The organism is Methyloligella solikamskensis (assembly GCF_042676065.1).
GTDB classification, from domain to species: Bacteria; Pseudomonadota; Alphaproteobacteria; order Rhizobiales; family Methyloligellaceae; genus Methyloligella; species Methyloligella solikamskensis.
Genome location: NZ_JBHTJO010000001.1, coordinates 2,184,098 through 2,210,140, shown reverse-complemented (window position 1 = coordinate 2,210,140; position 26,043 = coordinate 2,184,098). Strand labels below are relative to the sequence as shown.

The following is a 26,043-nucleotide window of genomic DNA, read 5'->3' as shown; positions in this document are numbered from 1 at the left end:
AATGGATCTGCCGGTTCAACAGTTTCGCTCCGAGGTCGAGCAGGGAATGCTCGACAGCTTCGCAGCGCTGCAGGAAGCGCTGCCGGGCGCACAAAATGAGAAGGTCGCCAAGCTGCGGGCCAAGGCAATCGAGCGCTACGGCTCTCTCGGTCTGCCGCATCGGCGTATCGAGGCGTGGAAATACACCGACCTGCGCAACCGCCTGGGCGAAGCCTTCCCCATGGTGCGGCCGAGCGGTGGCCCCATCGAACAGTCGGAGATCGAAAAAGCGCTCGGGCCCAGGATCGCGAACATGGATGCCTATCGGGTCGTCATCGCCGAAGGCGAGTTCCGCTCAGAGCTGTCCGACGTTCAGGCTCTGAAGAAGGCGGGCGCCGAGCTGCGCTCCCTCGCCGAGACACTGGAGCATCTCCCCGATGATCTTGAGCCGCTCCTGGCCGAGACCGGCGAGCAGCGCTCAGGCTTCGAGGCCGCCCGGCCTACGGGCCGCAGCGGGGCAGGTCCCGATCCCATCATCGCCTTGAACATGGCGCTTATGTCGGGCGGCGCAGTGCTGCGCCTGGGCGACGGCATCTCCCTCGATAAGCCGGTTCATGTCATCCATCTGGATGGCTCCGGCGAGCCGGTCGGCTCCGTGACCCGGCTGATTGTGATCACCGGCAAGGGCGCGAGCCTGAACCTGATCGAGAGCTATGCGGGTCTCGGCGGCCGTGGCCTCCAGCGCAATGCGCTGACCCAGCTCGTCGCCGGCGCCGACAGCCATATCGAGCACACCAAGATCCAGCGCGAGGAGGACGAGGCCTTCCACCTCTCCAACTGGCTGCTGACCTTGCACGAGAACGTCCGCTACGACGGGTTTCAGTACACCAATGGCGGCGATCTCGCCCGCAACGACGTGCGCGTGTTTTTCGAAGGCGAGGGCGCGGTGATGAATTTCAGCGCCGCCTCGATGCTGAAGGACCGCCAGCATTCCGACACCACCATGGTGGTCGAGCATCTGGTGCCTCACTGCACGAGCCGGGAGCTCTACAAGGCGGTGCTGGACGATGAGTCTCGCGGCGTCTTCCAGGCCAAGGTGATCGTTGCCCGCGACGCCCAGAAGACCGACGGCAAGCAGATGGGCCAGGCCCTGCTGCTCTCCGAGGGCGCGGAGTTCGACACCAAGCCGGAGCTTGAGATCTTTGCCGACGACGTGGTCTGCGGCCACGGCGCAACCTCGGGCCAGATCGACGACGATCTGCTGTTCTATCTGGAGGCCCGCGGCATTCCGGAGCCCCAGGCTCGCGCCCTGCTGGTGCAGGCGTTTGTCGGTGAGGCCCTGGAGCAGATCGATCACGAACCGCTGCGCGATGCGCTGACCGGTGTCACGGCCGACTGGCTGGGCGTGAAACTCGATTAGAGGTTCATTTATGGACAAGGTGGCGAACAAGGCCGGAGACGACGTCGCGGTCGCGAGGGCTCCTGCCTTCGATATCGACAAGATCCGCGCCGACTTTCCGATCCTGCAGACGCAGGTCCACGGCAAGCCGCTGGTCTATTTCGACAACGGCGCCTCGGCTCAGAAGCCGACGCAGGTTCTGGAGGCGGTGCAGCGCGCCTATGGCGCCGAATACGCCAACGTCCATCGCGGCCTGCATTATCTGAGCAACTTGGCCACCGCCAACTACGAAGAGGCGCGCCAGACCGTTCAGCGCTTCCTCAATGCCAAGGCCGAGGAAGAGATCATCTTCACGGCCAACGCGACCGACGCCATCAATCTGGTCGCCAATTCCTACGGCGCGGAGATCGGGGAGGGGGATGAGATCGTCCTCTCCGTCATGGAGCACCACTCCAATATCGTGCCGTGGCATTTCCTGCGTGAGCGCCAGGGGGCGGTGCTGAAATGGGCGCCCATCTCTGAGGATGGCGAGTTCTTGCTCGACGAGTTCGAGAAGCTCCTCACCCCCCGCACAAAGATGGTCGCGCTGACTCATATGTCCAACGTGCTGGGCACCGTGGTCCCGGTGAAGGAGGCCATCGAGATCGCCCATGCGAAGGGCATCCCGGTGCTGCTGGATGGGGCGCAAGCCGCCGTTCACCTGCCGGTGGACGTGCAGGAGCTCGACGTCGACTTCTACACTTTCACCGGCCATAAGCTCTACGGGCCGACCGGAATCGGCGTGCTCTACGGCAAGAAAGAGCTGCTTGAGAAGATGCGGCCCTTCAAGGGCGGCGGTGAGATGATCGGCTACGTCAAAGAAGATGAGATTACCTACGCCACACCGCCGCATCGCTTCGAAGCGGGCACGCCCCCCATCGCGCAAGCCATAGGGCTGGCGGCAGCTATCGATTACGTGGAAGGCGTCGGCCGCGAGAAAATCGCCGAGCACGAAGCCAAGATGACCGAATACGCCCTGGAGCAGCTTGCCGGGCTGAACTGGCTGCGTGTCTTCGGCAACGCTAAGAATCGCGGCGGCATCATCTCGTTTGAGATGGACGGGGCCCACGCCCACGACGTCTCGACCATTCTGGACCGCTATGGCGTCGCGGTCCGGGCAGGCACCCATTGCGCCGAGCCGCTTCTGGCGCGGCTGGGTGTAACCTCGACATGCCGTGCCTCATTCGCCATGTATAATAGCTTGGAAGAGGTGGACGCGCTGGTCTTGGGTCTCAAGAAGGCCCACGAGATGTTTGCATAATGCAGATGTTTGCCTAGTCCGTTCGCCCGAGGATCATAACCATGACTGACACCACCACGAGCAGCACCATGGACGACGAGAATAAGCAGGCCGAGATCGAGGAGGCTGCCGAGAGTGGCACGCAAGCCGCGGCGCCTGCCGCATCCGAAGCTGCCGAGAGCGATAGCGCCGAGGCGGTCGAGGAGGGCATTACCCATGCCCATGCGGATCTCGATCCTTCGGAGGTCGAGCGCATGACCCAGGATCTCGTGGCGGCGCTGAAGACCGTCTACGATCCCGAAATCCCGGTCGATATCTACGAGCTGGGCCTCATCTATCGTGTCGATATCGACGAGAACCGCAATGTCGAGGCGGAGATGACCCTGACGGCGCCAGGCTGCCCGGTGGCCGGCGAAATGCCGATCTGGGTGGAGAATGCCATCGCATCCGTCCCCGGCGTGGGCCAGGTCAATGTGAACCTGGTGTTCGATCCGCCCTGGGATATGAGCATGATGAGCGAAGAGGCGAAGGTCGCGCTCAATATGTTCTAAGCCGCGCAAGGCTTGAAAGAGCGCCCCCTTACATCTTATCTGGACCACATGAGCATGAGACCCCGACCAAAAGTTATGACCCTCTCCGAGGCCGCTGCTGAGCGTGTCCGCACGCTGATGTCCCGGTCCGAGAAGCCCATCGCCGGTTTGCGCATCGGCGTGAAGAATGGCGGCTGCGCGGGCATGGAATACACCATGGAATACGCGGAAAACGCCGATCCCATGGATGAGGTGGTCGAGGATAAGGGCGTGAAGCTTCTGATCGACCCGAAGGCCGTACTCTTCCTGCTCGGCACGGAGATGGACTACCGCACCGACCGGCTGACCTCCGGCTTCGTGTTCAACAATCCGAACCAGACGAGCGCTTGCGGCTGCGGCGAATCCGTCGAGCTGACGCCGGCCGCCGAGGCGGCGCGTCGGGGCTTCGAGCCCACCCACCGCGCGTCTTAGAGTCTCCCATCTACGAGCGTCATTGCCGGGCTTGACCCGGCAATCAATGCTGTTGCCGTGCAGCGCATGATGGCGTTCCCACTCATCCTATGAGCAAGACGAATGAAACGGCGTGGATGCCCGGATCAAGTCCGGGCATGACGACGGAAGTTGTGGCTGCCAGGTCAAGCCCAGCGATGACATCAGCTAGGTGGGAGAAGTCTAAGGGGAGAGGCGCCCTAGTCGGGCCGGACGGAGCGCATCATGAAGGCCGGGACGTGGTCGCCCATGCCGCGGACCTTCTCCTTGTCGCCGCCCTTCTTCTTGTCGCCCCGAGAACTCTTATCATCCCGAGAGCTCTTATCGTCCCTTGAGCCCTTGTCGGACTTCGCCGATCTGGACGGCTTGGCGCCCTTGCCCTTCTTCGGCTTGTCGTCCTTGTCCGCGGGCGTTGCGGCTTTGCCCTTGGGCTGCTCGTCTGCGGCCTTGCTCTCCGGCTTCGCATCCTCGGGCTTCGCCTCGGACTTCGCGGGTTCCGCGTTCGCCTCGGCCGGCTTTTCACCGCCGGCAGACTTCTTTGCGCCGCCCCGCGAGCGTCCACCGCGGCCGCCGCGCCGCCGTCCGCCCTTGTCCTCGTCGGACTGCGCCTCTTCGACCGCGTCGGTCTTCAGGCCTTCCCCGTCGAGCCAGGGGATCTCCTGGTCCATCATCTTCTCGATGGCCTTGATGGCCTTGATCTCTTTCGGCGTGACCAGGGTGGCGGCAAAGCCTTCCTTGCCAGCGCGGCCGGTACGGCCGATGCGGTGCACATAGTCTTCCGGGTGAACCGGCACGTCGTAATTGAAGACGTGGCTCACATCGGGAATGTCGAGCCCGCGGGCGGCGACGTCGCTGGCCGCCAGGAACGTGATCGAGCCGTCGCGGAAGCCTTCGAGGGTCGCGCTACGCGCCCGCTGGTCCATATCGCCATGCAGACCGCCGGCATTGAAGCCGTGGCGCTGAAGGGAACGCAGCACGACGCCGACATCCTTCTTGCGATTGCAGAAGATGATGGCGTTCTTGACGTTCTCCGCGCGCATCAGCTCCCGGAGCACCTCGCGCTTGCCCTTGGCCTCCACCGGCGCCTTCGCCAGGCGCTGCTTGATGGTGGTGGCGGCGGACGACCGCTGGGCCACCTCGACCCGGGCCGGCTGATGCAGGAAGTTGTTCACCAGCCGCTGGATTTCCGCCGGCATGGTGGCCGAGAAGAACAGGGTCTGGCGGGTAAAGGGCAGGCGCTTACAGATCTTCTCGATATCGGGGATGAAGCCCATATCGAGCATCCGGTCGGCCTCGTCGACCACCAGCACCTGAATACCGTTCAGCAGCAGCTTGCCGCGCTGGAAATGATCCAGTAGGCGGCCCGGCGTCGCGATCACGATATCCGCGCCGCGGTCCAGCTTCTTGTCCTGCTCGTCGTAGGAAACGCCGCCGATCAGAAGCGCCACGGTCAGCTTATGCTGCTTGCCGAGCACCTCGATCTCGTCGGCCACTTGCGCGGCCAATTCGCGGGTCGGCTCCAGGATCAGGGAGCGGGGCATCCGCGCACGCGCCCGTCCTTGCTCCAGCTTGGTCAGCATGGGGAGCACGAAGGAGGCGGTCTTGCCGGTGCCCGTTTGGGCGATGCCCAGCACATCCCGGCCCATCATGGCGTAGGGGATGGCTTGCGCCTGAATCGGAGTCGCGTTCTCGTAGCCAGCGGCCTGGACCGCTGACAGAACTTTCGGGCTTAGGCCAAGGTCTGCAAAGCTCATATGCTAGCAAAGATGCCGCGCAGCGTTTTCCGCCACACGGGGTCTACTTTCTTTTTAAGATGCACGCCCTGCTTTTTAAGGTGCATGTCTTGGTGCAACATTCTGCGGTTCCTACCAAAATCAAACGAGAAATGGGAGGCGCAAAATGAAATTCGTTAATGTCTGAGATAATTGGCAAGACCTCGCCACGCAAGTGGCAATCGTGTCTCGTCCAAAGCCAATCGTCGAATAACCGGCTCGATCGCGCTGATCTGCCCTAGATATCGAGATCTTCGGCGGTCGCGAACTCGGCCCGTTCTTGGATGAACTGGAACCGCGCCTCCGCCTTATTTCCCATCAGGCGCTCCACCGTATCGCTCACCACGACCCGCTCGTCGTCGTCGAGCTCGACCCGAAGCAGGAGGCGCCGCTTCGGATCCATGGTGGTCTCCTTCAGCTGCCTGGGCAGCATCTCGCCCAACCCCTTGAAGCGGCCGACATCGATCTTGCCCTTAGCCGTGAACTCGGTCTCCAGCAGCTGCTCCTTGTGGAAGTCGTCGCGGGCATAGAGCGTTTTGCCGCCCTGACTGATGCGGTAGAGCGGCGGCACCGCGAGATAGAGGTGTCCGGTTTCGATCAGCCCGCGCATCTCCCGGTAGAAGAAGGTGATGAGCAGCGAGGCGATATGGGCCCCGTCGACGTCTGCGTCCGTCATCACGATCACGCGGTCGTAGCGCAAATCCTGAACCCGGAAGCGCGTGCCCGTGCCACAGCCCAGCGCTTGGATCAGGTCTGAAAGCAGCTGGTTCTCCGCCATCTTGGCCGAGCTGGCATTGGCCACATTCAGGATCTTACCGCGAAGAGGCAGCACGGCTTGCGTCGCCCGGTCCCGCGCCTGCTTGGCGGAGCCGCCGGCGGAATCGCCCTCCACGATGAAGATCTCTGTGCCTTCCTTGGAGCGCGACGAGCAGTCGGCGAGCTTGCCGGGCAGGCGCAGCTTCCGCGTGGCGCTCTGGCGGTTGATCTCTTTCTCTTTGCGGCGGCGCAGGCGCTCTTCCGCCCGGTCGACCACCCAATCCATCAGGCGGTTGGCCTGGGCCGGATTGCCGGTCAACCAGTGGTCGAACGCATCGCGCACCGTGCCTTCCACGACGCGAGTCGCCTCCTGGCTGGAGAGCTTCTCCTTGGTCTGGCCCTGGAATTCCGGCTCGCGAATGAAGACCGAAAGCATGGCGCCGGCGCTGCCCAGAATGTCGTCGGCAGTGATCTGCCCCATCTTCTTGTGGCCCGCCATCTCGCCGAAAGCCCGCAGGCCCTTCAGGAGCGCTCCCCGCAAGCCCGTCTCATGAGTGCCGCCTTCGGGGGTCGGCACGGTGTTGCAGTAGGATTGCAGGAAGCCGTCAGAGCCGGCGATCCAGCCGATCGCCCATTCCACCGTTCCGTGGCCTTTGACCTTCTCGACCCGGCCGGTGAAGAGCTCGTTTGTCACGCGCTCCTCGCCCTCGATGCGGCTTTCCAAGAAGTCCTTCAGGCCGCCGGGGAAGTGGAAGGTCTCCTTCTCCGGCGGGGTGGTGTCGCCCTCCAGCAGGGCAGGGTCGCATGACCATTCGATGCGGACGCCGCCGAAGAGATAGGCCTTGGAGCGGGCCATGCGGAACAGGCGCCCCGGCTTGAAATGGGCGTTCTTGCCGAAGATCTGCTCATCCGGCTTGAAGCGCACCCTCGTGCCACGCCGGTTCTTGATCTCGCCGACCTGGGCGAGCGGTCCTTGCGGAAAACCACGCTCATAGATCTGGCGGTAAAGCTTCTGGTTCCGCGCGACCTCGACCTCCAGGATCTCGGACAGTGCATTCACCACGGAGATGCCGACGCCGTGCAGGCCGCCGCTGGTCTCGTAGGTCTTGGCGTTGAACTTACCGCCCGCGTGCAGCGTGGTCATGATGACCTCGAGGGCAGACTTGTCCTTGAACTTCGGGTGCGCATCGACCGGGATGCCGCGGCCGTTATCGGAAACGCTCAAGAAGCCGTCTTCCGTGAGCGCGACGTCGATCTTGGTGGCGTGTCCGGCGACCGCCTCGTCCATGGAGTTGTCGAGCACCTCGGCGAAGAGATGGTGCAGCGCGCCTTCGTCCGTGCCGCCGATATACATACCCGGCCGACGGCGAACGGGCTCAAGCCCTTCGAGGACCTCGATATCGGCCGCGCTATAGGCGTCTTCCGCCGAAGTCCCGCGCGGCGCCTTGTCGGCGGCCTTCACAGGCTTCGCCTTTGCCTTGGATTTGGCAGGCGAGGGCGTCGCGCTTTCAGGCGTGTCGTCGGAATCGTCCAGCTTGGCAAAAAGATCGCGCGATGAGGCCATCTATGGGTCAGGTCTCTAGGAGTGTCAGGAAGCCGGGCCGGGCGTTAAGGAGACAATTCGACAAAACAGAATCGCACCGGCGCAGCAGGTCTATTTTGCTGACACGCGGTTGCGGCTTTTTCAAGGGGGCGGGGCTTTTGGCCCAATGGGCTGATGCGGGTCAGCCGATCTTCCCGCCGCCCTTTTTGGTGATGGCGACAACGGAGGGGCGCGGCGGCATGCCGTCTTCGAAGTCGGGCCAGCGGGTCGCCGGATCCTCGAAGGTCGAGGCCCGTCCAAACGGTGCGTAATCCTCCGTGGCATCCGTCCCCGGGTGCTGCACGGCGACGAAGGCGGTCTGCTGATCCGGCGTGAAGCAGGGGCCGCAAAGCTCCGCGCCCACGGGGCAACGGAAGAACAGCCTCGCGGTGCGCCGGCCAGGACCCTCGATTTCAAGCCCGTAGAGACCGTCCGCCTTGCCAGTCGCCTTCCAGTTCTCGCCCTGGTCTGTGGCGACCCACAGCCGCCCGTCCGCATCGACCGCGGCATTGTCGGGGGAGGCGAACCAGCCGGATTCGCTCGTCTCCGGCCCCCACAGCGCGCCGACCTCGGCGACATGGGGATTGCCGCATTTGACTAGCAGGCTCCAATCGTAGGTGTCGGCGGCGTGGTCGCCGTCCGGCGGCACCATCTCCACGATATGACCGAACAGGTTTTCGGGCCGGGGATTGGCGGCATCGGTCTCGCCGGCACCGCGCTTGTCGTTATTGGTCAGCATCAGATAGACGCGGCCGTTCACCTCGTTGGGCTGAATGTCCTCTGGCCGGTCCATGCGCGTGGCGCCGAGCGTGTCGGCGGCGAGCCGTGCATCGATCACCACATCGGCCTGGGAGGCGAAGCCGTTCTCTTCCGTCAGCCCGTTCTCACCATGCACCAGGGGCAGCCACCGGAGTGTGCCATCCGCATCAAACCGGGCCACCGACAGCGTGCCCTCCGACAGGAGCCGCATGTTCGCGGCGCGGTCGTGCCGGTCGTATGTCCCGGCCGAGACGAAGCGATAGACATAGTCGAACTTGCCGTCGTCGCCGGAATAGACGACCGCGCGGCCGTCCTTGTTCAGGATGCATTCCGCACCCTCATGGCGGTAGCGGCCGAGGGCCGTGTGCTTCACCGGCGTGGAGGCCGCGTCGAAGGGATCGATCTCGCAGATCCAGCCGAAGCGGTTGGGCTCGTTCGGTTCGCGATCGACATTGAAGCGGTCGTGGAACTTGCCCCAGCTATACCAGCGGGCAGGGACGTCGTAGCGCTTGTAGCTCTTCACCTGGTCGCCGCCGATACCCTCCCGCGGCTCACCGTCGGAATCCAGGTCGTCGGTCCAGAAATAGCCGTGGAAGTTCTCTTCAGCCGTGAGATACGTGCCCCAGGGCGTCACCCCGCCGGCGCAGTTGTTCAGGGTCCCGAGGATCGTCTTAGCCTTCGGATCGGCTGTCGTCTTGAGCCGATCATGGCCGGCGGCCGGCCCGTCGACGCGCATCTCCGTGACAAGCGGCGAGATGCGCCGGTTATAGGCACTGTCGAGCTTCGGCACCCAATCTTCGCCGCTCTTCTCGATCTCCACGATGGTGACCCCATGAGCGGCCATCTCGATCTCGGTCAGCCGCTTCGTCATGTCCTTGAAGAAGGCATCCTTGTCCTGACGCGGCAGGTCCGGAAACATCACCTCTTCGTTGGTGTATTCGTGGTTCACGCAGAGCAGCGCGCGGGTCCCGTCCTCGTTCAGCGGAAAGAAGCCGATATAGTCGTTGTTGTAGCCGAACTGCTTGAGCTGGGCCTCCGGGGTCTGGGCATGGGGGTCGAAATCCGGCGCATCGACGAAGATCGGATCGCCCCATCGGAGCAGGATCTGCTTTCGGTAGCCATCTGCGACATGGGCATTCTCGTCGATACCCGCCGCGACCTCTTCGAAGTCGAACCGGCTGGGCGCAGGGGCAGGGTTCGCCATGGCCGAGGTGAGCGCCTTATGGCCGAACAGGGCCGTCGCGGCCGCAACGCCCAGACTGCCGCGCATCACATCCCGGCGGCTGTAGCGCCGCGCCACCACGTCGCCCAGGGTCTGGCCCGTCTCCGGGCTGCGCGGAATGTCGTCCTGCGCCTCGAAGGCTTCCGAGCGGTTGCGGTGGCGATCTTCGCCGGCCATATCTGAACCCTCACGATGTTCGAAAAGCGCCGGACTGTAGAAGCGCTCCATGGCAGATTTTTAAACCCGGAACAGGGCTCAAGGAGGTCAGATGGCGGAACAGACGCCGATTTGCGATTTTGGTTGGAAGGCACCCGATTTCTCGCTGCCCGCGACCGACGGCAAGACCTATAGTCTCGACGACGTCAGGGGAGAGAACGGCACCCTGGTGATGTTCATCTGCAATCACTGCCCTTACGTGAAATCGGTGATCGACCGCATCGTGCGCGACGTGAACGACCTGAAAGCTTACGGCATAGGCGCCGTCGCCATCTGCTCAAACGACGCGGAAAGCCACCCGGACGATTCCTTCGACAACATGAAACTGTTCGCAGAAGAGCACGGCTTCACCTTCCCCTATCTCCACGATGAGACTCAGGAGGTCGCGAAGCGCTACGACGCCGTCTGCACGCCCGACTTCTTCGGCTTCGATGCCGATCTCGGCCTGCAATATCGCGGGCGCCTGGACGAAAGCCGCAAAGAGGCGGCCCCGCCGGACGCCAAGCGCGAACTCTTCGAGGCCATGAAGCAGGTGGCCGAGACGGGCGAGGGGCCGAAGGCTCAGACGCCCTCCATGGGCTGCTCCATCAAGTGGAAGGCGGCTTAGCCGCGGCGACATTGGCCTCATGGTTCGAGACACGCAGCGCAAGCGCGGCACCCTCACCATGAGGGGCTTGTGCTGAGGAGAACTCCTCACCCTGAGGGCAGGCGTAAGCCTGCGTCTCGAAGGGGAGGAGTTCGGGCTCTTGTTAAGCGGCTCGCCCCAAAACGGGCCACCCCGTAACCCGCTGCTAAGCCTGAAACTTTCCCCTTCGTTAACGACGATCGCCTAGCATTTTCGTCGAATTGAGGGGAATTGAAGCGGCGATGTTTCGCGTCCTTGTATCCATGGCGCTGCTCATCCTGTCGCTCTACGCGGTATTCGCCGCCTGGGCGGAGACGAGCAGGGCTCTGGTGACGCAGCAACAGACCGCAGGCGCTGCCGCGCCGGCCTACGGCCTATGGCTGCTGGCCGTCATCGCGGTGCCGCTCACCTTCTCCCTCATCGGTTCGATGGTTTACAGCGTGCCGGCCATGATCGCCGATTGGTATGAGGACAATCGCGCCTGGCTGACCACACTTGGTCTCGGCGCCTTCGTGCTCCTGGTCTTCTACTGGCTCTAGGGCAGGGCGCGCGAATTCTAGTTTTGGGGGAGCTCGGTCAGCACTGTTCATCAAGGCTTGCGGAGAATACGGGGACCGCAGGCTGAAAAGGGCAGGCCGGGCAACAAAAAGGGGGCGGCTCTCTGCGCAAGAGCCGCCCCCTTCGTCTTTCAGCCTATCCGCCGTGAGGCGGAGGCGGGACTACCAGCTGTAATACAGGTCGAACTCGACCGGATGGGGCACCAGACGCAGCGCGTCGATCTCCTCCATCTTCAGCTCCAGATAGCCGTCGATCATGTCCTCGGTGAAGACGTTGCCCTTCTTGAGGAACTCGCGGTCGGAATCGAGAGCCTCGCAGGCCTCGGCCAGCGAACCGGCGACGGTCGGGATGTCGGCCAGCTCTTCCGGCGGCAGGTCGTAGAGGTTCTTGTCCATCGCTTCGCCCGGATCGATCTTGTTCTCGATGCCGTCCAGGCCGGCCATCAGCATGGCGGAGAAGGCCAGATACGGGTTCGCCATCGGATCGGGGAAACGGACCTCGACGCGCTTCGATTTCGGGCTCGAGCCGAACGGAATACGGCAAGAGGCCGAACGGTTGCGCGAGGAGTAGGCCAGCAGCACCGGCGCCTCGTAGCCCGGCACCAGACGCTTGTAGGAGTTGGTGCTGGGGTTGGTGAAGGCGTTCAGCGTGCGGGCATGCTTCAGGATGCCACCGATATAGTAGAGCGCGTTGTCCGACAGGTCGGCGTATTTATCGCCGGCGAAGACCGGGTTGCCGTCCTTCCAGATCGACTGGTGCACATGCATGCCCGAGCCGTTGTCGCCGAAGACAGGCTTCGGCATGAAGGTCGCCGTCTTGCCGTAGGCCTGGGTGACGTTGTGAACGGCGTATTTGTAGATCTGGATGTTGTCGGCCGTCTTCACCAGCGGACCGAACTTGATACCGAGCTCGTGCTGGGCGGCGGCCACCTCGTGGTGGTGCTTCTCGACGGGCACGCCCATCTCAGCCATCACGCTCAGGATCTCGCTGCGCAGGTCCTGACCGGAATCGATCGGCGGAACCGGGAAATAGCCGCCCTTGGTGCGCGGCCGGTGACCCATGTTCCCCATCTCGTATTCGGTGTCCATGTTGGACGGAAGCTCGGTGGAGTCGAGCTTGAACATGCAGTTATACGGGTCGACCTTGAAACGCACGTCGTCGAAGACGAAGAACTCCGGCTCCGGGCCGAACACGGCGAGATCGCCAACGCCCGTCTGCTTCAGATATTCCTGCGCCTTGACGGCCACGCCGCGCGGATCGCGCTCGTAAGGCTCGTCGGTCGTGGGCTCAAGCACGTTGCAGACCACGGAAAGCGTGCTCTGGGCGAAGAAGGGATCGAGGATCGCCGTATCGCAGTCGGGCATCAGCTTCATGTCGGACTGGTCGATGGTCTTCCACCCGGCGATGGAGGAGCCGTCGAACATGACGCCTTCGGCGAAGGCCTCCTCGTCCATGAGCCCCGCGTCCATCGTGACGTGCTGCATCTTGCCCCGGGGATCGGTGAAGCGGACATCGACATATTTGATGTCTTCGTCCTTGATCTTTCTCACTAAGCTCGAAGCGTCTGCCATTGTACTCCCCTGTCAGTTCGAAAAAGGATAGTCGCCTCCAAGGCACAGCCTTGTCGGCTAACGTGATGAATTGATGATAGGGCGACGTACGGCGCCCCTCCTCAGGCTGTCGACTCCCTAGAAGGCCACAAGGCCCGCTAGATGGCTTCCGGCCCAGTCTCGCCGGTACGGATGCGCACCGCCTCTTCTACGGCGGACACGAAGATCTTGCCATCACCAATCCGTCCGGTCTTGGCCGACCGGCTGATAGCTTCGATGGCTTTGTCGATCATATCGTCGTCGATGACGAGCTCGAGTTTTACCTTCGGGAGGAAATCGACCACATATTCGGCGCCCCGATAGAGCTCCGTATGGCCTTTCTGACGTCCGAAACCTTTGGCTTCGGTGACCGTGATGCCCTGCAGGCCAATCTCCTGCAGCGCTTCTTTCACTTCATCCAACTTGAACGGTTTGATGATAGCTTCGACTTTTTTCATGTATGACGGCATCTCCCCGCTGGGTGGTGGGTGGCGGTTGGCAACGGGCGTCCGCCTTTGGCATTGTTAAGGGACAGCATGTAGCATGCCCTGTGCCAAATATAGTGCGACGGAATATCCCATATATAACAAGGCAATAGAGAAAAGCGCACAAATTTTTCGCTTAATCTGCACCCGTTACTGCGCAACGTATAAGCAGATTGCCTAACAACTAATCAACAAAGGTAGCAGCCTGTGCTGGAGCTTCTCACAGCGAAGGAAATGTCCGAAGCGGATCGGCTTACGGCCGAGCGCGGCGTGCCCGGCTACGACCTCATGCAGAATGCAGGCGATGCCGTCGCCGACGAGGTCTTCCGACGCTTCCCGCAAGCCGAATCTGTCAGCGTTCTCTGCGGCCCGGGTAACAATGGGGGCGACGGGTTCGTGGCAGCCCATGCCCTGCAGCAGAAAGGCTACCGGGTCCGCCTCGGCCTGCTCGGATCTCTGGAGAAGCTCCCCGCGGATGCTGCCGCCCATGCCAAGCGCTGGCAGGGCAAGGTCGAACCTCTGAGCGAAGCCCTGCTGGACGATGCCGATGTGGTGATCGACGCGATCTTCGGGGCAGGGCTAGCGCGCCCCATAGAGGGCGATATCGCAACCCTGGTGGAGGCTCTGAACGATAGCGACATTCCGGCCATCGCCGTCGACGTGCCCACGGGTATCGACGGGACCACGGGCGCGGTGCGCGGCGTGGCGGTCGAGGCGGAAGCCACGGTCACCTTCTTCCGCCTGAAGCCTGGCCATCTCCTGCTGCCGGGCCGGCTCTATTGCGGTGAGATCACCCTGGCCGATATCGGCATTCTGGAGTCGACCCTGGAGGACATCGCCCCGCGGGCCTACGCCAACGAGCCGTCCCTGTGGCTCGGCGATTTTCCCTGGCCCGAACCCGGCGGCCATAAATATAGCCGCGGCCATGCGGTGATCGTTTCAGGTCCTGCCGATGCCACAGGCGCCGCACGCCTTGCCGCGAGGGGCGCCTTGCGGGTGGGGGCAGGGCTGGTGACCGTCGCATCCCCGGAAGACGCGCTTTCCATCAATGCGAGCCAGCTCACCGCCATCATGGTGCGTTCCGTGGACGGGGCGAAGGACCTCGCCGAACTCCTCTCCGATACTCGCAAGAATGCCGTGGTTCTCGGCCCCGGCCTGGGCGTCGGCAAAGCGGCCTGCAAAATGGTGCAGGCGGCTCTGGAAAGCCCGGCCGCCGTTGTGGTCGATGCCGATGGGCTCACCTCCTTTGCCGACGCGCCGGAGAAGCTGTTCAAGGCTGTGAAGGCGCGGCAGGCGCCGACCGTCTTCACGCCCCATATGGGCGAGTTCGCGCGGCTCTTTCCCGATCTGAGCCCGAAGGAGGGCGGCGACCCGGCCTCCAAGCTCGACGCGGCTCGCGAAGCGGCGAAGGCCTCGGGCGCCGTCATCGCCCTGAAAGGCTCCGACACCGTGGTGGCCGCGCCGGACGGCCGGGCCAGCATCAATGCCGACGCCTCGCCCTGGCTGGCGACGGCGGGCACGGGCGATGTGCTGGCCGGCATGATCGGCGGGCTGATGGCTCAGGAAATGCTGGACGAGGCCATGCCGGCCTTCGAAGCGGTGTCCGCCGCCGTCTGGCTCCATGGAGCCGCGGCCCGTGCTTTCGGCCCCGGCCTGATCTCCGAGGACGTGCCGGAAATGTTGCCGGACGTGTTTCGGGAGTTGCTCTCCCTGTAAGGAGGCGAGAAGCGGCGAGCGACCCTTTCTTGACATCCTTTCCTGGAGGATAAAGGAGAAGGGATTGGAGGAGCGGCCCAACCGGAAATCGATGCTGCGTTTCGTGACACATACGGCCTGCCTGTCCGCCTGCCTGGCGGCGCTTCTGCTGGCTCTGCCCGGCGTCGTGCTGGCCAAGGAGGACGTGACTCTGCTGCGTGCCCGCGAGGGCGCGGCGGCCCTGATGCGCGGCCAGTACGACAAGGCCATCGTCTCCTTGAACAGGGCGCTCGACGAGCCGGAAATCTCCGACTTCGTGAAGGCGAGCATCTATAGCGATCGGGGCATCGCCAAATGGCGCCTGGGCGACGCCAAGGCGGCGATCGAGGATTTCAACGAATCCATCACGCTCTCCCCGGAGAACGCCAGCGTCTACAACAACCGGGGCAATGCGCTGCTCCAACTCGGCCACGCCGAGGAGGCGGTGAAGGATTTCGACCGCGCCATCGCGCTCTCGCCCAATTACGGCGTGGCGTTCAACAATCGCGGCAACGCCCATGTCGCGCTCAATGAATACGACGCCGCCTTCCAGGACTACCGCAAGGCGGTGCAACTCATGTCCACCAGTGCCGTGCCCCTGAACGGGCGGGGCAAGAGCCATGCGGCCTTGAAGCGCTACCACGCCGCCATCCGCGACCTGACAAAGGCCGTGGAGGCGGACGCCAGCTGCCGCGCCTGCTACGCGAACCGCGGCAAGGCGTATCTGGCGATCGATTCCTACGACAATGCGGCTTCGGACTTCACCCAGGCGCTGCTCGGCAACCCGGACGATCTCGAGCTCCTGCTGCTTCGCGGCAAGGCCTATCTCGGCGCGCGCCAATACGCGCCGGCGCGGAAGGATCTCGACCGCCTGATCGAGCTGAAGCCCGACGGGCTGGAAGCCTATCTGCAGCGCGGCAAGCTCTTCGCCGAGATCGGCCGCTACGACGATGCGATGGCTGACGTCACCTATGTGATCGAGCAAGAGCCGAGCAGCGAGGCCTATGCGCTCCGCGCCGAGACCAAGCTGAAGGACGACAAGCCGGGAGAGGCGCTGAGCGATGCCCTCCAAGCGGCCTCCATGGAGGATGCGGGTGCCTACGCCTCCCGCGTCCGTGGCGACGTCTATCGCGCCTTGGAGCGCGAGAGCGATGCTATCGACGCCTATCGCACGGCACTGAAGAAGGATCCGTTCCAGGAGGAGGCCCGCGAGGCTCTCGTGGCGCTGGATGTGGACGTGCCGCCGGCCGAGGGCGCGCCGCTCGGCCCGCCGGTGTCGGGCTGGATCGTGAAGGAGCCCGAGCCCAGCCGCTTCGTGGCCCTCAATCCGAAACATCCGGCAATCCGCGCCCAGTTGGAGATGTTCGGCTCCGGCAAGCCGAAGATCCTCGAATGGACCGAGCTCGACGATGCCAAGAACGGCATAGGTCTGCTGCGCTATCACGCAGGCGATCTGAGCGGAGAAAGCGACTCCGATCTCGTCTATGTCGCCATCGTCGATCTATGGGGCAAGAAGGTGCTCGCCGTGGAGCCCTATAGCTGGGGCTCCAACAGCGCCGATTGGGAGTGGAGCCGCTATGCGGTGGCGGTCACCGATCCGGAAGGCAACACCAACCGGATCCAGCTCCGTAAGCCGAAGCCACCGCCCCAAACCACGACAACCTATCAACCCGACCGCCCGCGCCAGCAGCGCCGCGGTGGCGGCGGGCTGTTCGATTTTCTGTTCCGCTGATAGGTCCAGATGAGATGACCCAGTTCTTAGCCAGCGTGCGGGGACCGGAGGAAGCGGAGATCGCGCTTCGGGCCGGCGCCGACATCATCGATTTGAAGGAACCCGATCGCGGTGCGCTCGGGGCCGTGCCCTATGGTGTGCTGGTCGAGACCGTGCGCCGGATCGCAGGGCGGGCCGAGGTGAGCGCCACCGTTGGCGATCTCCCCATGGACCCGGACGTCCTGGAGCCGGCCATCGCGAGGACGGCGGAAGCGGGCGTCGACTACGTGAAGTTCGGCGTGTTTGCTGGCGAAACGACCGAAGCTTGTCTCCGTGCGCTCCATCCCGCGCTGAAAGGCGCGAAGCTGATCCTTGTGCTCTTCGCCGACGATCTGCCTGACTGCGATGTCGTCGGCCTGGCCGCCGACATGGGCGCTGCCGGCGTGATGCTCGATACGCGCCACAAGGGCTCCGGCCATCTCCTAAGCCATATGGACCGGGAGCGGCTGGCGGCTTTCATCGTCCAAGGCCGCAGGCATGGCTTGCGGGTCGGGCTGGCCGGATCTCTCCGGAAGGAGCATGTGGACGAGCTGCTATCGCTCGGCCCCGATCTTCTGGGCTTCCGCGGTGCGCTCTGCGAGGCGAGCCTGCGCGGCGGCGCCTTAAGCGAAGAGGCGGTGCGGGAGATCCGTGGGCTGATCCCCAAGGAGCCCTTGGAGGAGCCTCTGGCGTCCTCGCGCGTTAACCCCGCATTGTCGGCTGATGGCGCAAGCCCGATATGGTAGGCAGCGCATTGCGCGCCTGACAAATCGAATTCGAATGAGAAGAGAGAGCGAGTGACGTGCCGGAACAGACCGCACAGCGTATAGGATCGATCCCTCCCGAGCCGAAGAGCGAGGCCGGTGAGCTGCCGCTCGACCGCATCTTCGTGCACGACTACGTCCTCGACAGCGAGATCGGCGTCTATTCCAACGAGAAGGGCGTCACCCAGCGTGTGCGCGTTTCGGTGGATGTGGAGATCGATGCGAGCGATCAGCCGCTCCAGGACGATATCGCCCACACCTTCGACTACGACGTCATCATCAATGCGGTGAAGGACGTGGTCGGCAGCGGCCATATCAACCTCACCGAGACCATGGCCGAGGAAATCGCCCGCCGGGTGCTGAAGCACCCGCGCGCCCAGACCGTGCGGGTGAAGGTGGAGAAGCTCGACAAGGACCCGGGCGCCGTCGGCACGGAGATCGTGCGGAAGCGGAGCGCATGAGCGGACAGGCGCTCCAGACGTCTGCCCCGGGCCAGCCGGCCCACATTCCTGAGCATCTGCGCCCCATCATCGTAAAGCTCGGCGGCAGCGTGGTTCGTTCCGGCAACCTGGAAGCTTGGCTCAATGCCATCGCTGGCGCACCGTGCCCCATCGTCGTGGTGCCGGGCGGCGGTGCGCTTGCCGACGAAGTCCGCGCCACTCAATTCGCGCTTGGCTTCGGCGATCCGGCCGCTCACCGCATGGCGTTGCTTGCCATGGATCAACTTGCCTGGGCCGTCGCGGGCCTGCGGGCCGACTTCACCGTCGGCGACAGCGAGGCGGCACTGCTGGAAAGCCTGGACCAGAACCGCGTGGCGGTCTGGGCGCCGTTCTCCCATGTGGCCAACCGGCCGGAGATCGCACCCTCCTGGACCATCACGTCGGATAGCCTGGCGCTCTGGCTCTCGGGCCGTCTTGCGGCCAGGCGCTGCTATATCGTGAAGTCCATCGAACGGCGCCAAAATGTGACCGGTGCCGCGGCGCTCGCCTCGGAGGGAATCGTCGACGAAGCGTTTCCCGAGATGCTGGCCGCCTCCGGCGTTCCCACCTTCCTTCTGGGGAAGGGGGACGAGCAGGATTTCGCCGCGGCGCTCGCCTCGGGGGACCCATGCGGCGCGGCCATCGATTGACGCAAAGACAGGCGCCGGATGATACGGTGCGCTGTTCGCAAACCCCGAACTGGTGACTGAAGCTATTCTCTTTCTGACTGGACATATCGCCAAGCCGCGGCTCGAGGCCGTGCTCGAGGGCATGCAGCCCGAGTTCGACTACGAGGTCGTCGATATCGGCGTGAAGGTCGCCGCCCTGATGACCGAGGAGATCATCGCCCGGCGGCTGCCCGAGCCTGTCGAGGCCGATCAGGTGATGGTGCCTGGCCGCTGCCGCGCCGATCTCGATCAGCTCGCCGAACGCTTCGGCGTGCCCTTCGTGCGCGGGCCGGACGAGCTGAAGGACTTGCCGACCTATTTCGGCAAAGCCAAGCGCGACGCTGATCTCAGCAAATACGACATCAACATCTTCGCCGAGATCGTCGACGCCTCCGCACTCTCCATCGAGACGCTTCTGATGCGCGCGGCCGAGTTGAATGAGGCGGGCGCCGACGTGATCGATCTGGGCTGTCTGCCCGACACGCCGTTCCCTCATCTGGAGGAGTCGATCAGGGCGCTTCATGGGGAGCGCTACAAAGTGAGCGTCGATTCCGCGAATCCGGAAGAGCTGCTGCGCGGCGGCAAGGCGGGCGCCGACTTCCTCCTCAGCCTCAACGAGGAGACGCTCCATATCGCCGACGAGGTCTCGTCCGTCCCGGTGCTGATCCCCAAGGAGCATGGGGATCTTCAGTCCCTCTATCGTGCCATGGAGGCCATGGAGAAGAAGGGGCTGCCCTATATGGCGGACCCGGTGCTCGACCCGATCAATTTCGGCTTCATGACGTCGCTTGAGCGCTATGCGGAAGTTCGGCGCCAATACCCGAAGGCCGAAATCCTTATGGGCACGGGCAATCTCACCGAGCTGACGGACGCCGATTCCGGCGGCGTCACGGCCATGCTGTTGGGCATCTGCTCGGAGCTGCACATCCGCAACGTCCTCGTCGTCCATGTGAGCCCACATACAAGGCGCACGGTGGAGGAGCACGATCTGGCCCGCCGCATCATGCATGCCTCCCGGGGCGAGCACGATCTGCCGAAGGATTACGATTCCGGTCTCCTCAGCCTGCACGACCGGCGGCCCTTCACCCAGACGCCGGAGGAGCTGGCCGAGCTAGCAGGGGAGATCAAGGACAAGAACTTCCGCATCTATACGGCGGAGGACGGCATTCACATCTTCAACCGCGATATGCACCACGTCGCTCAGGATGCCTTCGAATTGTTCCCGAAGCTCGGCGTGGAGGAAGATGGCGGGCACGCCTTCTATCTCGCCGCGGAGCTGACCAAGGCCCAGATCGCCTGGCAGCTCGGCAAGCGCTACGCCCAGGACGAGCCTCTCGACTGGGGCGTCGCCGCGCCCAAGGACGATGAGGACGAGACCCAGCTGAAAGAAGCGGGCCATACGTTGGTCACCAAAAAGCAGGGCAAAAAGAAGCCGAAGGCCAGCGGCGGCGAGACGCCACCGGAGAAGAAGGAGCCGGGTGAGACGCCGCCCGCCGAGGAGGAGCCCGGTAAGCAGCCTGCGAAAGAGGAGCCGGGCAAGGAAAAGCCTCTGAAGAAGACGAACAAGAACACCAAGGAGACGGCCTCTTAGGGCCTGAGCGCGCCATGCCGATGATCCGCGAATGCATCGTCACCACTGCGAACCGTGACGGTAAGGTCCATATCGCGCCGCTCGGTCTGATCGAGGACGGCGACAACTGGATCATCGCGCCGTTCCATCCGTCAACGACGCTTGAGAACCTCCGCGAGAACCCATTCGCGGTCGCTAACTTCACTGACGATGTGCTGATCTTTGCCGGCTGCCTGACGGGACGGAAGGATTGGCCGACCGTGCCGGCCGACGAGATCCCCGGTGCGCGGCTCGTCGAGACCCTGGCCCATGCGGAGCTCGCGGTGGAGAGCATCGAGGATGACGAGCTTCGCCCGCGCTTTTCCTGCCGCATCGTGAAGACCGTCAATCACGCGCCCTTCGGCGGCATGAACCGGGCCAAGAGCGCCGTGCTTGAAGCGGCCATCCTGAGCAGCCGCCTGAAGATGCTGCCGCGCGAGAAGATCGAGCAGGAGATCGCGTATCTCACCATCGCCATCGAGAAGACCGCCGGCCCCCGCGAGAAAGAGGCCTGGGACCTGCTGATGGCCAAGATCGACGCGTTCTACGCCGACGCCGCGGAGTAGGGCGCCGTAGCCTTATCGTCGCTTCAAGCGCACGCACACCTCACCGTTCCAGACGGCGTTCTCCGGACATCTGTTCGTCGCACGGTTCTTGCGGTGATGTTTTCCCGGAATGCGGAAGAAGGTCCGCGGCGGCGGCCGCATGTGCTTGACCGGCTCGAGGGTCGGCTCGGCTGCGCGTGCCATGCCGGCGGTCGCAAGGGAGGGGCCCGCCGCAGCCGGAGCGCTTCCGAACAAGAGAACTGCGGCAAGCGACAGCCCAATAGGAATGACTCTGGGCATCGGCCCCTCCATAAGATGCGCGGTCTCTACGGCGCTTCTTCGTAGCGTTTATCCACGCAAGCCACGCCGTTCCAATAGTGATACTCGCCGCACGTGGTCGGCTGCACGGGCACGACCGGCGCGCCGGGCGGCACGACGGCAACCGGACCTTCACCGACGATCACAGGCGCGGCAGCCGGCGGGGCCGGCGGAATCACCGTATAGCCGTTCCGGCGGAGACGCCGCTCGGCACGGTCGAGATAATCGACCGGCTGGACAGTGGTTTGAGCAGAGGCTGACGAGCTGACGGTCGCGGCCTGACCGGGGGTGGCGTGAGCCGGCGTGCCCGTCATGAGCGCGCCAGCGCCGAGCATCAGGGCGAAAGCTACAAAACAATTACGCATTTCAGGCTCCAAAAGGCTGTTTCCTACCGGGAGGACAACGCGGAGCCGTTCGAATCGGTTGCAGCCAGAAAAGCCACCGAAACCGCAGGCGCACAGACCGCCGCGGCGCTGCGCAAGGCCTCGGGCGCCCCGATAAGTGCGCCGAAATCCCGATAGGGGCGTCGAAGCGCGTTGGCGAGCGCTGCCGCCAGAAACCGCCCGCAGCCGGCACCGACCACGAGAGCATCCGGAGAAAGCCCGTCCCGGCCGATGAGAGCTTCGGCCTCTTGCGCGATCTGCTGCCAATGGCGGTCGGCGAACCATTTCGCAACGGCAATCCAATCGGCCATGGGCGCATCGTCGGCATCGCGCCCGAGCATGCGCGCCAGCCTGGCGGCGCTCGCCTCAACGCTTTTGACCCGCCCGTCGGCGGTGGGGTAGGGATCGGCATCGCCGGGGAGGTCGCCGGTCAGCCGGTAGACATCGGCAAGCGTTGCGAACTTCTCCGCCGCGACGCCCTGCATGCGGCCCTGGAACGGCGCCTTCTGCGCAAGCGCCATGACGGGGGTCCGCACGACGCCCGAATAGATCAGCTCGCCTTCCCTAAGCCGCTCGGCATCGGTCGTGCCGCGAATGAGAAGCGACCCGTCCCGGAACGGAATCAGATCCGTGGTCGTCGTGCCGATATCGACCAGCAGGCCTTCCGGCTCCCGCTGCGCGGCCAGCGCCGCCGTAGCGAGCCAGTTGGCCGACGCAATCGCCCGAGTTACGGCCTTCGCATCCTGGGGCGCAAGCAGCCCGCGCGTGCCGGCCCAGATCAGAAGCGGCGTGGCGCCCGCCGCCCGCTCCATCAGAGCGATCAGATAGGCGACCCCCTCGGTGCGACTCTCGAACACGTCGGAAAGCTCGCCCGTCATGGTCACGGCATGAAGGTCCGGCCTTGCCGCTTGCGGCACCGCATGAAGCGCCGACTCGACCGCCTGGTCGAATTTCGCGCGATCGGGAAGAATGGGGCAGGGGATCTGGACCGCCTTTGTCAGCGTTCCGTTGTCCACGACGGCTAGCTTCAGATTGGCGCCGCCGAGATCCCAGCCGATCACAGTGCTCACGATAGTTTGCTCATGGTATTCTGCTTTTGACCTTCTCTTCCGCGATAGAGCGCCGCTGTTCAAGCGGCACGGCAACCGCTATCCGTGAGCGATGAAGGAATTCGGTGTCATTCCCGTTCTCGACCTGCTGGACGGGCAGGTGGTCCACGGCAAGGCCGGGGCGCGCGAAACCTATAAGCCCATCGAGAGCCCCCTCGGGTCCGCGGACGATCCCGTGGCCCTTGCCAAGGTTCTCGTCGCCCGGGCCGCGGCCAGCGCGCTCTATATCGCCGATCTCGATGCCATCCAAGGGCGGGGCGATCACGCCTCCCTCTGCCGCGAGATCAGGAAAGCGCTGCCGGAAACGGAGATCTGGGTGGATGCCGGCTTCGCAGAGGCCGAGCCCGTGCGGCTTTGTCTGAAGGCCGGGCTGACCCCGGTGATCGGTTCCGAATCCCTCTCCCAGCTTTCCCAATGGGCTAGCATGTGCGCAGCCGTCGGCGAAGGGCTGGTGCTCTCCCTCGATTTCGACAATGAAGGCTTTCGCGGACCGGAGCTGATGCTCGCCGATCCGAAGCTCTGGCCGAAGCGCATCATTGTCATGACGCTCGGCGCCGTGGGCTCCGGCGCAGGTCCGGACCTTGCGCGGTTGAAAGAGATTGAGGAACAGGCGCAGCCCGCGACGGCGCTCTATGCCGCCGGCGGCATTCGGGGGATCGAAGACTTGAACGCGGCGGCCGACGCAGGGGCCAGCGGCGCGCTGGTCGCCACGGCGCTTCACAGCGGGGCGCTTCCATAAAAAGAAATCGCCGCCTTCCGGAGAAGGCGGCGATTATCAGCCTCTAACACGGCGCCCTAAGGCGCCGTGCCGTTAACTCAAAAACCCAGCTTCTGTAACCACCGCCGTATCGGGCCCGGTGAATCGCCGGATTCGCCCCGACCGGGGGGCTCGCCTTTTCAGCCAGCCGCAAACGGGTGAGAAGCGGTGTCCTTCTGAGCGGTAACCTCGGCAGCCGTGGGCTCGCCCTTGACGGCGCGCTCGATGGACTGCTTGGTGGCTTCGTAGTTGTAGTCCTGGATCTTCTTGTCGTCCTTGGCTTCCCAATGGATGAAGACGCCGACGCAGATGTAGAGATCGTCAGCCTCGTCAGCCGGGATGATGCCCTCGGCGACGCAGTCCGCAACAGCCTTGGCGACGCCATACTGAGCCGGGCCGAACATCTGGGTTGCCTGACGGGCGTCCTTGATGGTGACCTTGTTGAACAGCATGGTGTTCGGCTTGCAGAGCAGGTTCGGAGCGACAACCGCCAGAAGCGTGGTGAAGCCGTCCTTGTTGTTGGTCAGCGCGTTGCAGAAAGCCGTCTCAACAGCGGAGCCGCGCGGGCCCATGAGAAGGTCGATATGAGCAACTTCGTTGCCATCGCCCACGAGCGACTCGCCGACGCGTACATTCGTAATCTTGGCCATGAAAAAAGCCCTCCCTAATTCTAAGGAATCCAAAAAGAGATCGACGCCGCCGCTGTCGTAGCGCCCGGACCGACCGAAGAGAGCGCTATGCCTCAAACGCTCTTCGTTCACAACTCCTGTGCGGAGTTGCCGGGGCAACATAAGCAGGCGTCGATGTCAGGAGCAAGTCGATTATCCGCAGAATAAGGCCTTTTATTGAGCGGATTCGAGCCGTTGCAGCCGGTCGGCGAATAATGTCGCAACCGTGAGGTCGGCTGTAGTGCCCGGATTCAGGCCACGTTTTTTGAGTGACCGGTCGGAACAGAGCATCTCAGAGGTGAATTTTTCGGGCTCCGAGGAAGCCAAAAATTTTTCTGTCAGCTCGGCCGCTTCCTCGCGTACCTCGCTCGCCTTTTCCATTCCGTGCTTGCGCGCGATCAGGCTATCGGGCTCAGCGGCGAGGAACGTCATATACACTGCGGCAAGAGCCCAGTTCGGATCACTCCACCGCTCCATCGCGTCCACCAAAGCGGGCAGGCCGATTTCAAAAATGTCAGCGAAATCATGGGTGTAGTTCCAGGCAATTCGGTCGCGGCTTTGCGCAGCGGACATCGCTTCTAGCAGCGAGGTCGAGGCTTCCTCGGCGACATCGTGTTCGGGAACCTCGCCGAGCCCGCCAGCATTCGCCGCTCGGATGCCGGCATAGGCAGCCTGCGCATCGGACCGGTCTAGCTTCATCAGAATCTTCGCCACCCGGTGCTGAAGATCCTTCTTTGAACTCCGCTGAGCAGCGGCCGCGAGCGGCGCCGTCAACAGGATGATCCCGAGATTCGTATTGGTGCCGCAGGCATCCGCCGTCGCTTCAGCCGCACGTTTGATGCGTTCGCCGACCCCGAGTTCGGAATCGGCCACGAACGGGGCGGAGACTTCCGCACTCTTCTCGAAATCCGAAACCACGTGACGCGGATCGTCGGCATAGCGGTGGACGTTGCCGGGCTTCAGCGCGTCCAGCTCCGCCAAACAGGATTCGATATACGTCTTGGCGATGGCGTCGTCGGAAAGCCCTTCGCTCATGCCTTATCTCGTTCCGCCGCCTGGCCATGGGCAAAGGCGGCATCGAGGAAAGCGTCCACCACCTGTTCGGTAATGCCGAACTTGGTGACCTTCTGAAGACCGTTCCAGGCCGGCATGCTGTTCACCTCCAAAACAAGGAAGCCGCCGTCCCGCGATTGGATCACGTCGACGCCGGCGTAATCGGCACCAACGCACGCCGCAGCATTAAGTGCCATATCGCTCAGATCTTGCGACGGGATCGCCGCCTTGGCGCGCGCACCCTGCTTGATATTGGTGATCCAGCTCAGCCCGTGGCGCAGCATCGCGGCGACCACCTGGCCGCGGCAGACGAAGATGCGCCAGTCCTGATACTGATCGTCCAGGGCAGGGGGCACGAACTCCTGCAGGTAATAGGTCCCGTTCACCTCCTCGTCGGGCGCCAGATCGTCCGGCGTTTCGACGAGCACTAGCCCGTTCCCTTGCGCGCCGAAGAGAGGCTTTTGCACCGCCTTGAGACCTTCGGCCTGGAGACGCTTCACGATGTCGACCGCCTCGTCGCGATGCACCGTTGTCCAGCTGCGCGGCGTCCGCAGGCCCGCCTTCGCCAGGCGGAAGCTGGTGGTCGATTTGTCGACGCAGGCCTCGATGGTACGCGCATCGTTCCAGACCAGCACGCCCGAATCCCGCAAGGCATGGAGCACGCCGAGATACATGGTGACCTGCTCGAAGCTGCCCCCGGGCACGAAGCGCACGAAGGCAGCTGCGGGCAGCTCATCTCCGAGGCCCGGAATCGCGAGTCCGTGAGGCTTCGTCGTGTCGAAGCCACACGCGCCCAAAGGCACGGTGATGGGCGCAATGCCCCGCGCCTCGAAGGCGCGGCCCAGGCTCTTGCCGTGCCAGTCCTTGCCGTCTCCGAACAGGAGGATCGGTGCGTCCCGGCGCGGCCGCGGCTGGGTGCGGTCGCCTGAGTTGGAGGCGAGAGGCGTGATGTCTGCCATCTATGCG

At 63.8% G+C, this 26,043-nt stretch carries 24 protein-coding genes; 14 read left to right on the top strand and 10 right to left on the bottom strand.

Going from position 1 to position 26,043, the window contains the following annotated elements; genetic code table 11:
* Position 1 precedes the first annotated feature (1 nt).
* The 4 genes from sufD (at position 2) to ACFQ2F_RS10730 (ending at position 3,658) form a co-directional block, all read left to right on the top strand.
* Positions 2-1,399 carry a Fe-S cluster assembly protein SufD gene (gene sufD, locus ACFQ2F_RS10745; RefSeq protein ID WP_379089690.1) on the top strand — a complete coding sequence of 466 codons (1,398 nt, stop codon included), beginning with the start codon at positions 2-4 and terminating at the stop codon, positions 1,397-1,399.
* A 10-nt stretch (positions 1,400-1,409) separates the two neighbouring features.
* A complete protein-coding gene (locus ACFQ2F_RS10740) occupies positions 1,410-2,678 on the top strand; it encodes a cysteine desulfurase (RefSeq protein ID WP_379089685.1) in 1,269 nt (422 codons plus the stop codon).
* Between the two features lie 41 nt (positions 2,679-2,719).
* Positions 2,720-3,208, top strand: coding sequence for an SUF system Fe-S cluster assembly protein (locus ACFQ2F_RS10735; protein WP_379089682.1), 489 nt, complete (start codon positions 2,720-2,722; stop codon positions 3,206-3,208).
* A gap of 75 nt (positions 3,209-3,283) precedes the next feature.
* On the top strand, positions 3,284-3,658 hold the full coding sequence (locus tag ACFQ2F_RS10730; protein WP_379089680.1) for a HesB/IscA family protein: 375 nt from the start codon (positions 3,284-3,286) through the stop codon (positions 3,656-3,658).
* Positions 3,659-3,876: 218 nt separating this feature from the next.
* On the opposite strand, the gene ACFQ2F_RS10725 is transcribed toward ACFQ2F_RS10730, so the two are convergent.
* The 3 genes from ACFQ2F_RS10725 to ACFQ2F_RS10715 form a co-directional block, all read right to left on the bottom strand.
* Positions 3,877-5,430 carry a DEAD/DEAH box helicase gene (locus tag ACFQ2F_RS10725; protein WP_379089679.1) on the bottom strand — a complete coding sequence of 518 codons (1,554 nt, stop codon included), beginning with the start codon at positions 5,428-5,430 and terminating at the stop codon, positions 3,877-3,879.
* Positions 5,431-5,686: 256 nt separating this feature from the next.
* Positions 5,687-7,768 carry a DNA topoisomerase IV subunit B gene (gene parE / locus ACFQ2F_RS10720; RefSeq protein WP_379089677.1) on the bottom strand — a complete coding sequence of 694 codons (2,082 nt, stop codon included), beginning with the start codon at positions 7,766-7,768 and terminating at the stop codon, positions 5,687-5,689.
* Between the two features lie 160 nt (positions 7,769-7,928).
* Positions 7,929-9,944, bottom strand: a complete 2,016-nt coding sequence (locus ACFQ2F_RS10715) for a PhoX family protein (protein WP_379089675.1) — start codon at positions 9,942-9,944, stop codon at positions 7,929-7,931.
* A 91-nt stretch (positions 9,945-10,035) separates the two neighbouring features.
* Here ACFQ2F_RS10715 and ACFQ2F_RS10710 point away from each other — a divergent pair, with 91 nt between their 5' ends.
* Positions 10,036-10,590, top strand: a complete 555-nt coding sequence (locus ACFQ2F_RS10710; protein WP_379089673.1) for a thioredoxin family protein — start codon at positions 10,036-10,038, stop codon at positions 10,588-10,590.
* A gap of 260 nt (positions 10,591-10,850) precedes the next feature.
* Positions 10,851-11,147 (top strand): hypothetical protein, encoded by a 297-nt coding sequence (locus ACFQ2F_RS10705; RefSeq protein ID WP_379089671.1) that lies wholly within the window; start codon positions 10,851-10,853, stop codon positions 11,145-11,147.
* Positions 11,148-11,327: 180 nt separating this feature from the next.
* Here the strand turns inward: ACFQ2F_RS10705 and glnA are convergent, their stop codons facing one another.
* Both glnA and ACFQ2F_RS10695 read right to left on the bottom strand, forming a co-directional pair.
* Positions 11,328-12,737: a type I glutamate--ammonia ligase gene (gene glnA, locus ACFQ2F_RS10700; protein WP_379089669.1), complete on the bottom strand. Its 1,410-nt coding sequence runs from the start codon at positions 12,735-12,737 to the stop codon at positions 11,328-11,330.
* Positions 12,738-12,874: 137 nt separating this feature from the next.
* Positions 12,875-13,213: a P-II family nitrogen regulator gene (locus tag ACFQ2F_RS10695; protein WP_069094026.1), complete on the bottom strand. Its 339-nt coding sequence runs from the start codon at positions 13,211-13,213 to the stop codon at positions 12,875-12,877.
* Between the two features lie 234 nt (positions 13,214-13,447).
* Here ACFQ2F_RS10695 and ACFQ2F_RS10690 point away from each other — a divergent pair, with 234 nt between their 5' ends.
* From ACFQ2F_RS10690 to ACFQ2F_RS10660, 7 genes are all read left to right on the top strand, one after another.
* On the top strand, positions 13,448-14,956 hold the full coding sequence (locus tag ACFQ2F_RS10690) for an NAD(P)H-hydrate dehydratase (RefSeq protein ID WP_379089667.1): 1,509 nt from the start codon (positions 13,448-13,450) through the stop codon (positions 14,954-14,956).
* A 64-nt stretch (positions 14,957-15,020) separates the two neighbouring features.
* Entirely contained in the window at positions 15,021-16,706 is a 1,686-nt protein-coding gene (locus ACFQ2F_RS10685) for a tetratricopeptide repeat protein (protein WP_379089665.1), read from the top strand.
* 14 nt (positions 16,707-16,720) lie between these two features.
* Positions 16,721-17,470 (top strand): (5-formylfuran-3-yl)methyl phosphate synthase, encoded by a 750-nt coding sequence (locus ACFQ2F_RS10680; RefSeq protein WP_379089663.1) that lies wholly within the window; start codon positions 16,721-16,723, stop codon positions 17,468-17,470.
* Positions 17,471-17,526: 56 nt separating this feature from the next.
* Positions 17,527-17,949, top strand: coding sequence for a dihydroneopterin aldolase (locus tag ACFQ2F_RS10675; RefSeq protein WP_379089662.1), 423 nt, complete (start codon positions 17,527-17,529; stop codon positions 17,947-17,949).
* Positions 17,946-18,617, top strand: a complete 672-nt coding sequence (locus tag ACFQ2F_RS10670; RefSeq protein WP_379089660.1) for an amino acid kinase family protein — start codon at positions 17,946-17,948, stop codon at positions 18,615-18,617. The genes ACFQ2F_RS10675 and ACFQ2F_RS10670 overlap by 4 nt, the downstream gene beginning before the upstream one ends.
* Positions 18,618-18,669: 52 nt before the next feature.
* Positions 18,670-20,226 (top strand): DUF6513 domain-containing protein, encoded by a 1,557-nt coding sequence (locus ACFQ2F_RS10665; protein ID WP_379089658.1) that lies wholly within the window; start codon positions 18,670-18,672, stop codon positions 20,224-20,226.
* Between the two features lie 14 nt (positions 20,227-20,240).
* Positions 20,241-20,810, top strand: coding sequence for a DUF447 domain-containing protein (locus ACFQ2F_RS10660; protein WP_379089656.1), 570 nt, complete (start codon positions 20,241-20,243; stop codon positions 20,808-20,810).
* A 305-nt stretch (positions 20,811-21,115) separates the two neighbouring features.
* Here ACFQ2F_RS10660 and ACFQ2F_RS10655 read toward each other — a convergent pair whose 3' ends face one another.
* Both ACFQ2F_RS10655 and ACFQ2F_RS10650 read right to left on the bottom strand, forming a co-directional pair.
* Positions 21,116-21,472, bottom strand: coding sequence for a hypothetical protein (locus ACFQ2F_RS10655; RefSeq protein ID WP_379089654.1), 357 nt, complete (start codon positions 21,470-21,472; stop codon positions 21,116-21,118).
* Between the two features lie 23 nt (positions 21,473-21,495).
* Positions 21,496-22,560 carry a hydantoinase/oxoprolinase family protein gene (locus tag ACFQ2F_RS10650; RefSeq protein WP_379089652.1) on the bottom strand — a complete coding sequence of 355 codons (1,065 nt, stop codon included), beginning with the start codon at positions 22,558-22,560 and terminating at the stop codon, positions 21,496-21,498.
* Between the two features lie 91 nt (positions 22,561-22,651).
* Here ACFQ2F_RS10650 and ACFQ2F_RS10645 point away from each other — a divergent pair, with 91 nt between their 5' ends.
* On the top strand, positions 22,652-23,338 hold the full coding sequence (locus tag ACFQ2F_RS10645; protein WP_379089650.1) for a HisA/HisF-related TIM barrel protein: 687 nt from the start codon (positions 22,652-22,654) through the stop codon (positions 23,336-23,338).
* A gap of 158 nt (positions 23,339-23,496) precedes the next feature.
* Here the strand turns inward: ACFQ2F_RS10645 and fae are convergent, their stop codons facing one another.
* The 3 genes from fae to ACFQ2F_RS10630 all read right to left on the bottom strand — a co-directional run bounded on the left by fae (position 23,497) and on the right by ACFQ2F_RS10630 (position 26,036).
* Positions 23,497-24,006, bottom strand: coding sequence for a formaldehyde-activating enzyme (gene fae / locus ACFQ2F_RS10640; protein WP_379089648.1), 510 nt, complete (start codon positions 24,004-24,006; stop codon positions 23,497-23,499).
* 192 nt (positions 24,007-24,198) lie between these two features.
* A complete protein-coding gene (locus ACFQ2F_RS10635) occupies positions 24,199-25,059 on the bottom strand; it encodes a triphosphoribosyl-dephospho-CoA synthase (protein WP_379089647.1) in 861 nt (286 codons plus the stop codon).
* On the bottom strand, positions 25,056-26,036 hold the full coding sequence (locus ACFQ2F_RS10630; protein WP_379089645.1) for a RimK family alpha-L-glutamate ligase: 981 nt from the start codon (positions 26,034-26,036) through the stop codon (positions 25,056-25,058). The genes ACFQ2F_RS10635 and ACFQ2F_RS10630 overlap by 4 nt, the downstream gene beginning before the upstream one ends.
* Between the last annotated feature and the right edge of the window lie 7 nt (positions 26,037-26,043).

Bases quoted from the DNA above. Each gene is read 5' to 3' on its own strand.
- ACFQ2F_RS10730 (WP_379089680.1), top strand. From the start codon at position 3,284: ATGACCCTCTCCGAGGCCGCTGCTGAGCGTGTCCGCACGCTGATGTCC.
- ACFQ2F_RS10630 (WP_379089645.1), bottom strand. From the start codon at position 26,036: ATGGCAGACATCACGCCTCTCGCCTCCAACTCAGGCGACCGCACCCAG.
- ACFQ2F_RS10645 (WP_379089650.1), top strand. From the start codon at position 22,652: ATGAAGGAATTCGGTGTCATTCCCGTTCTCGACCTGCTGGACGGGCAG.
- ACFQ2F_RS10710 (WP_379089673.1), top strand. From the start codon at position 10,036: ATGGCGGAACAGACGCCGATTTGCGATTTTGGTTGGAAGGCACCCGAT.
- fae (WP_379089648.1), bottom strand. From the start codon at position 24,006: ATGGCCAAGATTACGAATGTACGCGTCGGCGAGTCGCTCGTGGGCGAT.
- ACFQ2F_RS10695 (WP_069094026.1), bottom strand. From the start codon at position 13,213: ATGAAAAAAGTCGAAGCTATCATCAAACCGTTCAAGTTGGATGAAGTG.
- ACFQ2F_RS10670 (WP_379089660.1), top strand. From the start codon at position 17,946: ATGAGCGGACAGGCGCTCCAGACGTCTGCCCCGGGCCAGCCGGCCCAC.
- parE (WP_379089677.1), bottom strand. From the start codon at position 7,768: ATGGCCTCATCGCGCGATCTTTTTGCCAAGCTGGACGATTCCGACGAC.
- glnA (WP_379089669.1), bottom strand. From the start codon at position 12,737: ATGGCAGACGCTTCGAGCTTAGTGAGAAAGATCAAGGACGAAGACATC.
- ACFQ2F_RS10740 (WP_379089685.1), top strand. From the start codon at position 1,410: ATGGACAAGGTGGCGAACAAGGCCGGAGACGACGTCGCGGTCGCGAGG.
- ACFQ2F_RS10705 (WP_379089671.1), top strand. From the start codon at position 10,851: ATGTTTCGCGTCCTTGTATCCATGGCGCTGCTCATCCTGTCGCTCTAC.
- ACFQ2F_RS10725 (WP_379089679.1), bottom strand. From the start codon at position 5,430: ATGAGCTTTGCAGACCTTGGCCTAAGCCCGAAAGTTCTGTCAGCGGTC.
- ACFQ2F_RS10735 (WP_379089682.1), top strand. From the start codon at position 2,720: ATGACTGACACCACCACGAGCAGCACCATGGACGACGAGAATAAGCAG.
- ACFQ2F_RS10715 (WP_379089675.1), bottom strand. From the start codon at position 9,944: ATGGCCGGCGAAGATCGCCACCGCAACCGCTCGGAAGCCTTCGAGGCG.
- sufD (WP_379089690.1), top strand. From the start codon at position 2: ATGGATCTGCCGGTTCAACAGTTTCGCTCCGAGGTCGAGCAGGGAATG.
- ACFQ2F_RS10635 (WP_379089647.1), bottom strand. From the start codon at position 25,059: ATGAGCGAAGGGCTTTCCGACGACGCCATCGCCAAGACGTATATCGAA.
- ACFQ2F_RS10680 (WP_379089663.1), top strand. From the start codon at position 16,721: ATGACCCAGTTCTTAGCCAGCGTGCGGGGACCGGAGGAAGCGGAGATC.
- ACFQ2F_RS10655 (WP_379089654.1), bottom strand. From the start codon at position 21,472: ATGCGTAATTGTTTTGTAGCTTTCGCCCTGATGCTCGGCGCTGGCGCG.
- ACFQ2F_RS10660 (WP_379089656.1), top strand. From the start codon at position 20,241: ATGCCGATGATCCGCGAATGCATCGTCACCACTGCGAACCGTGACGGT.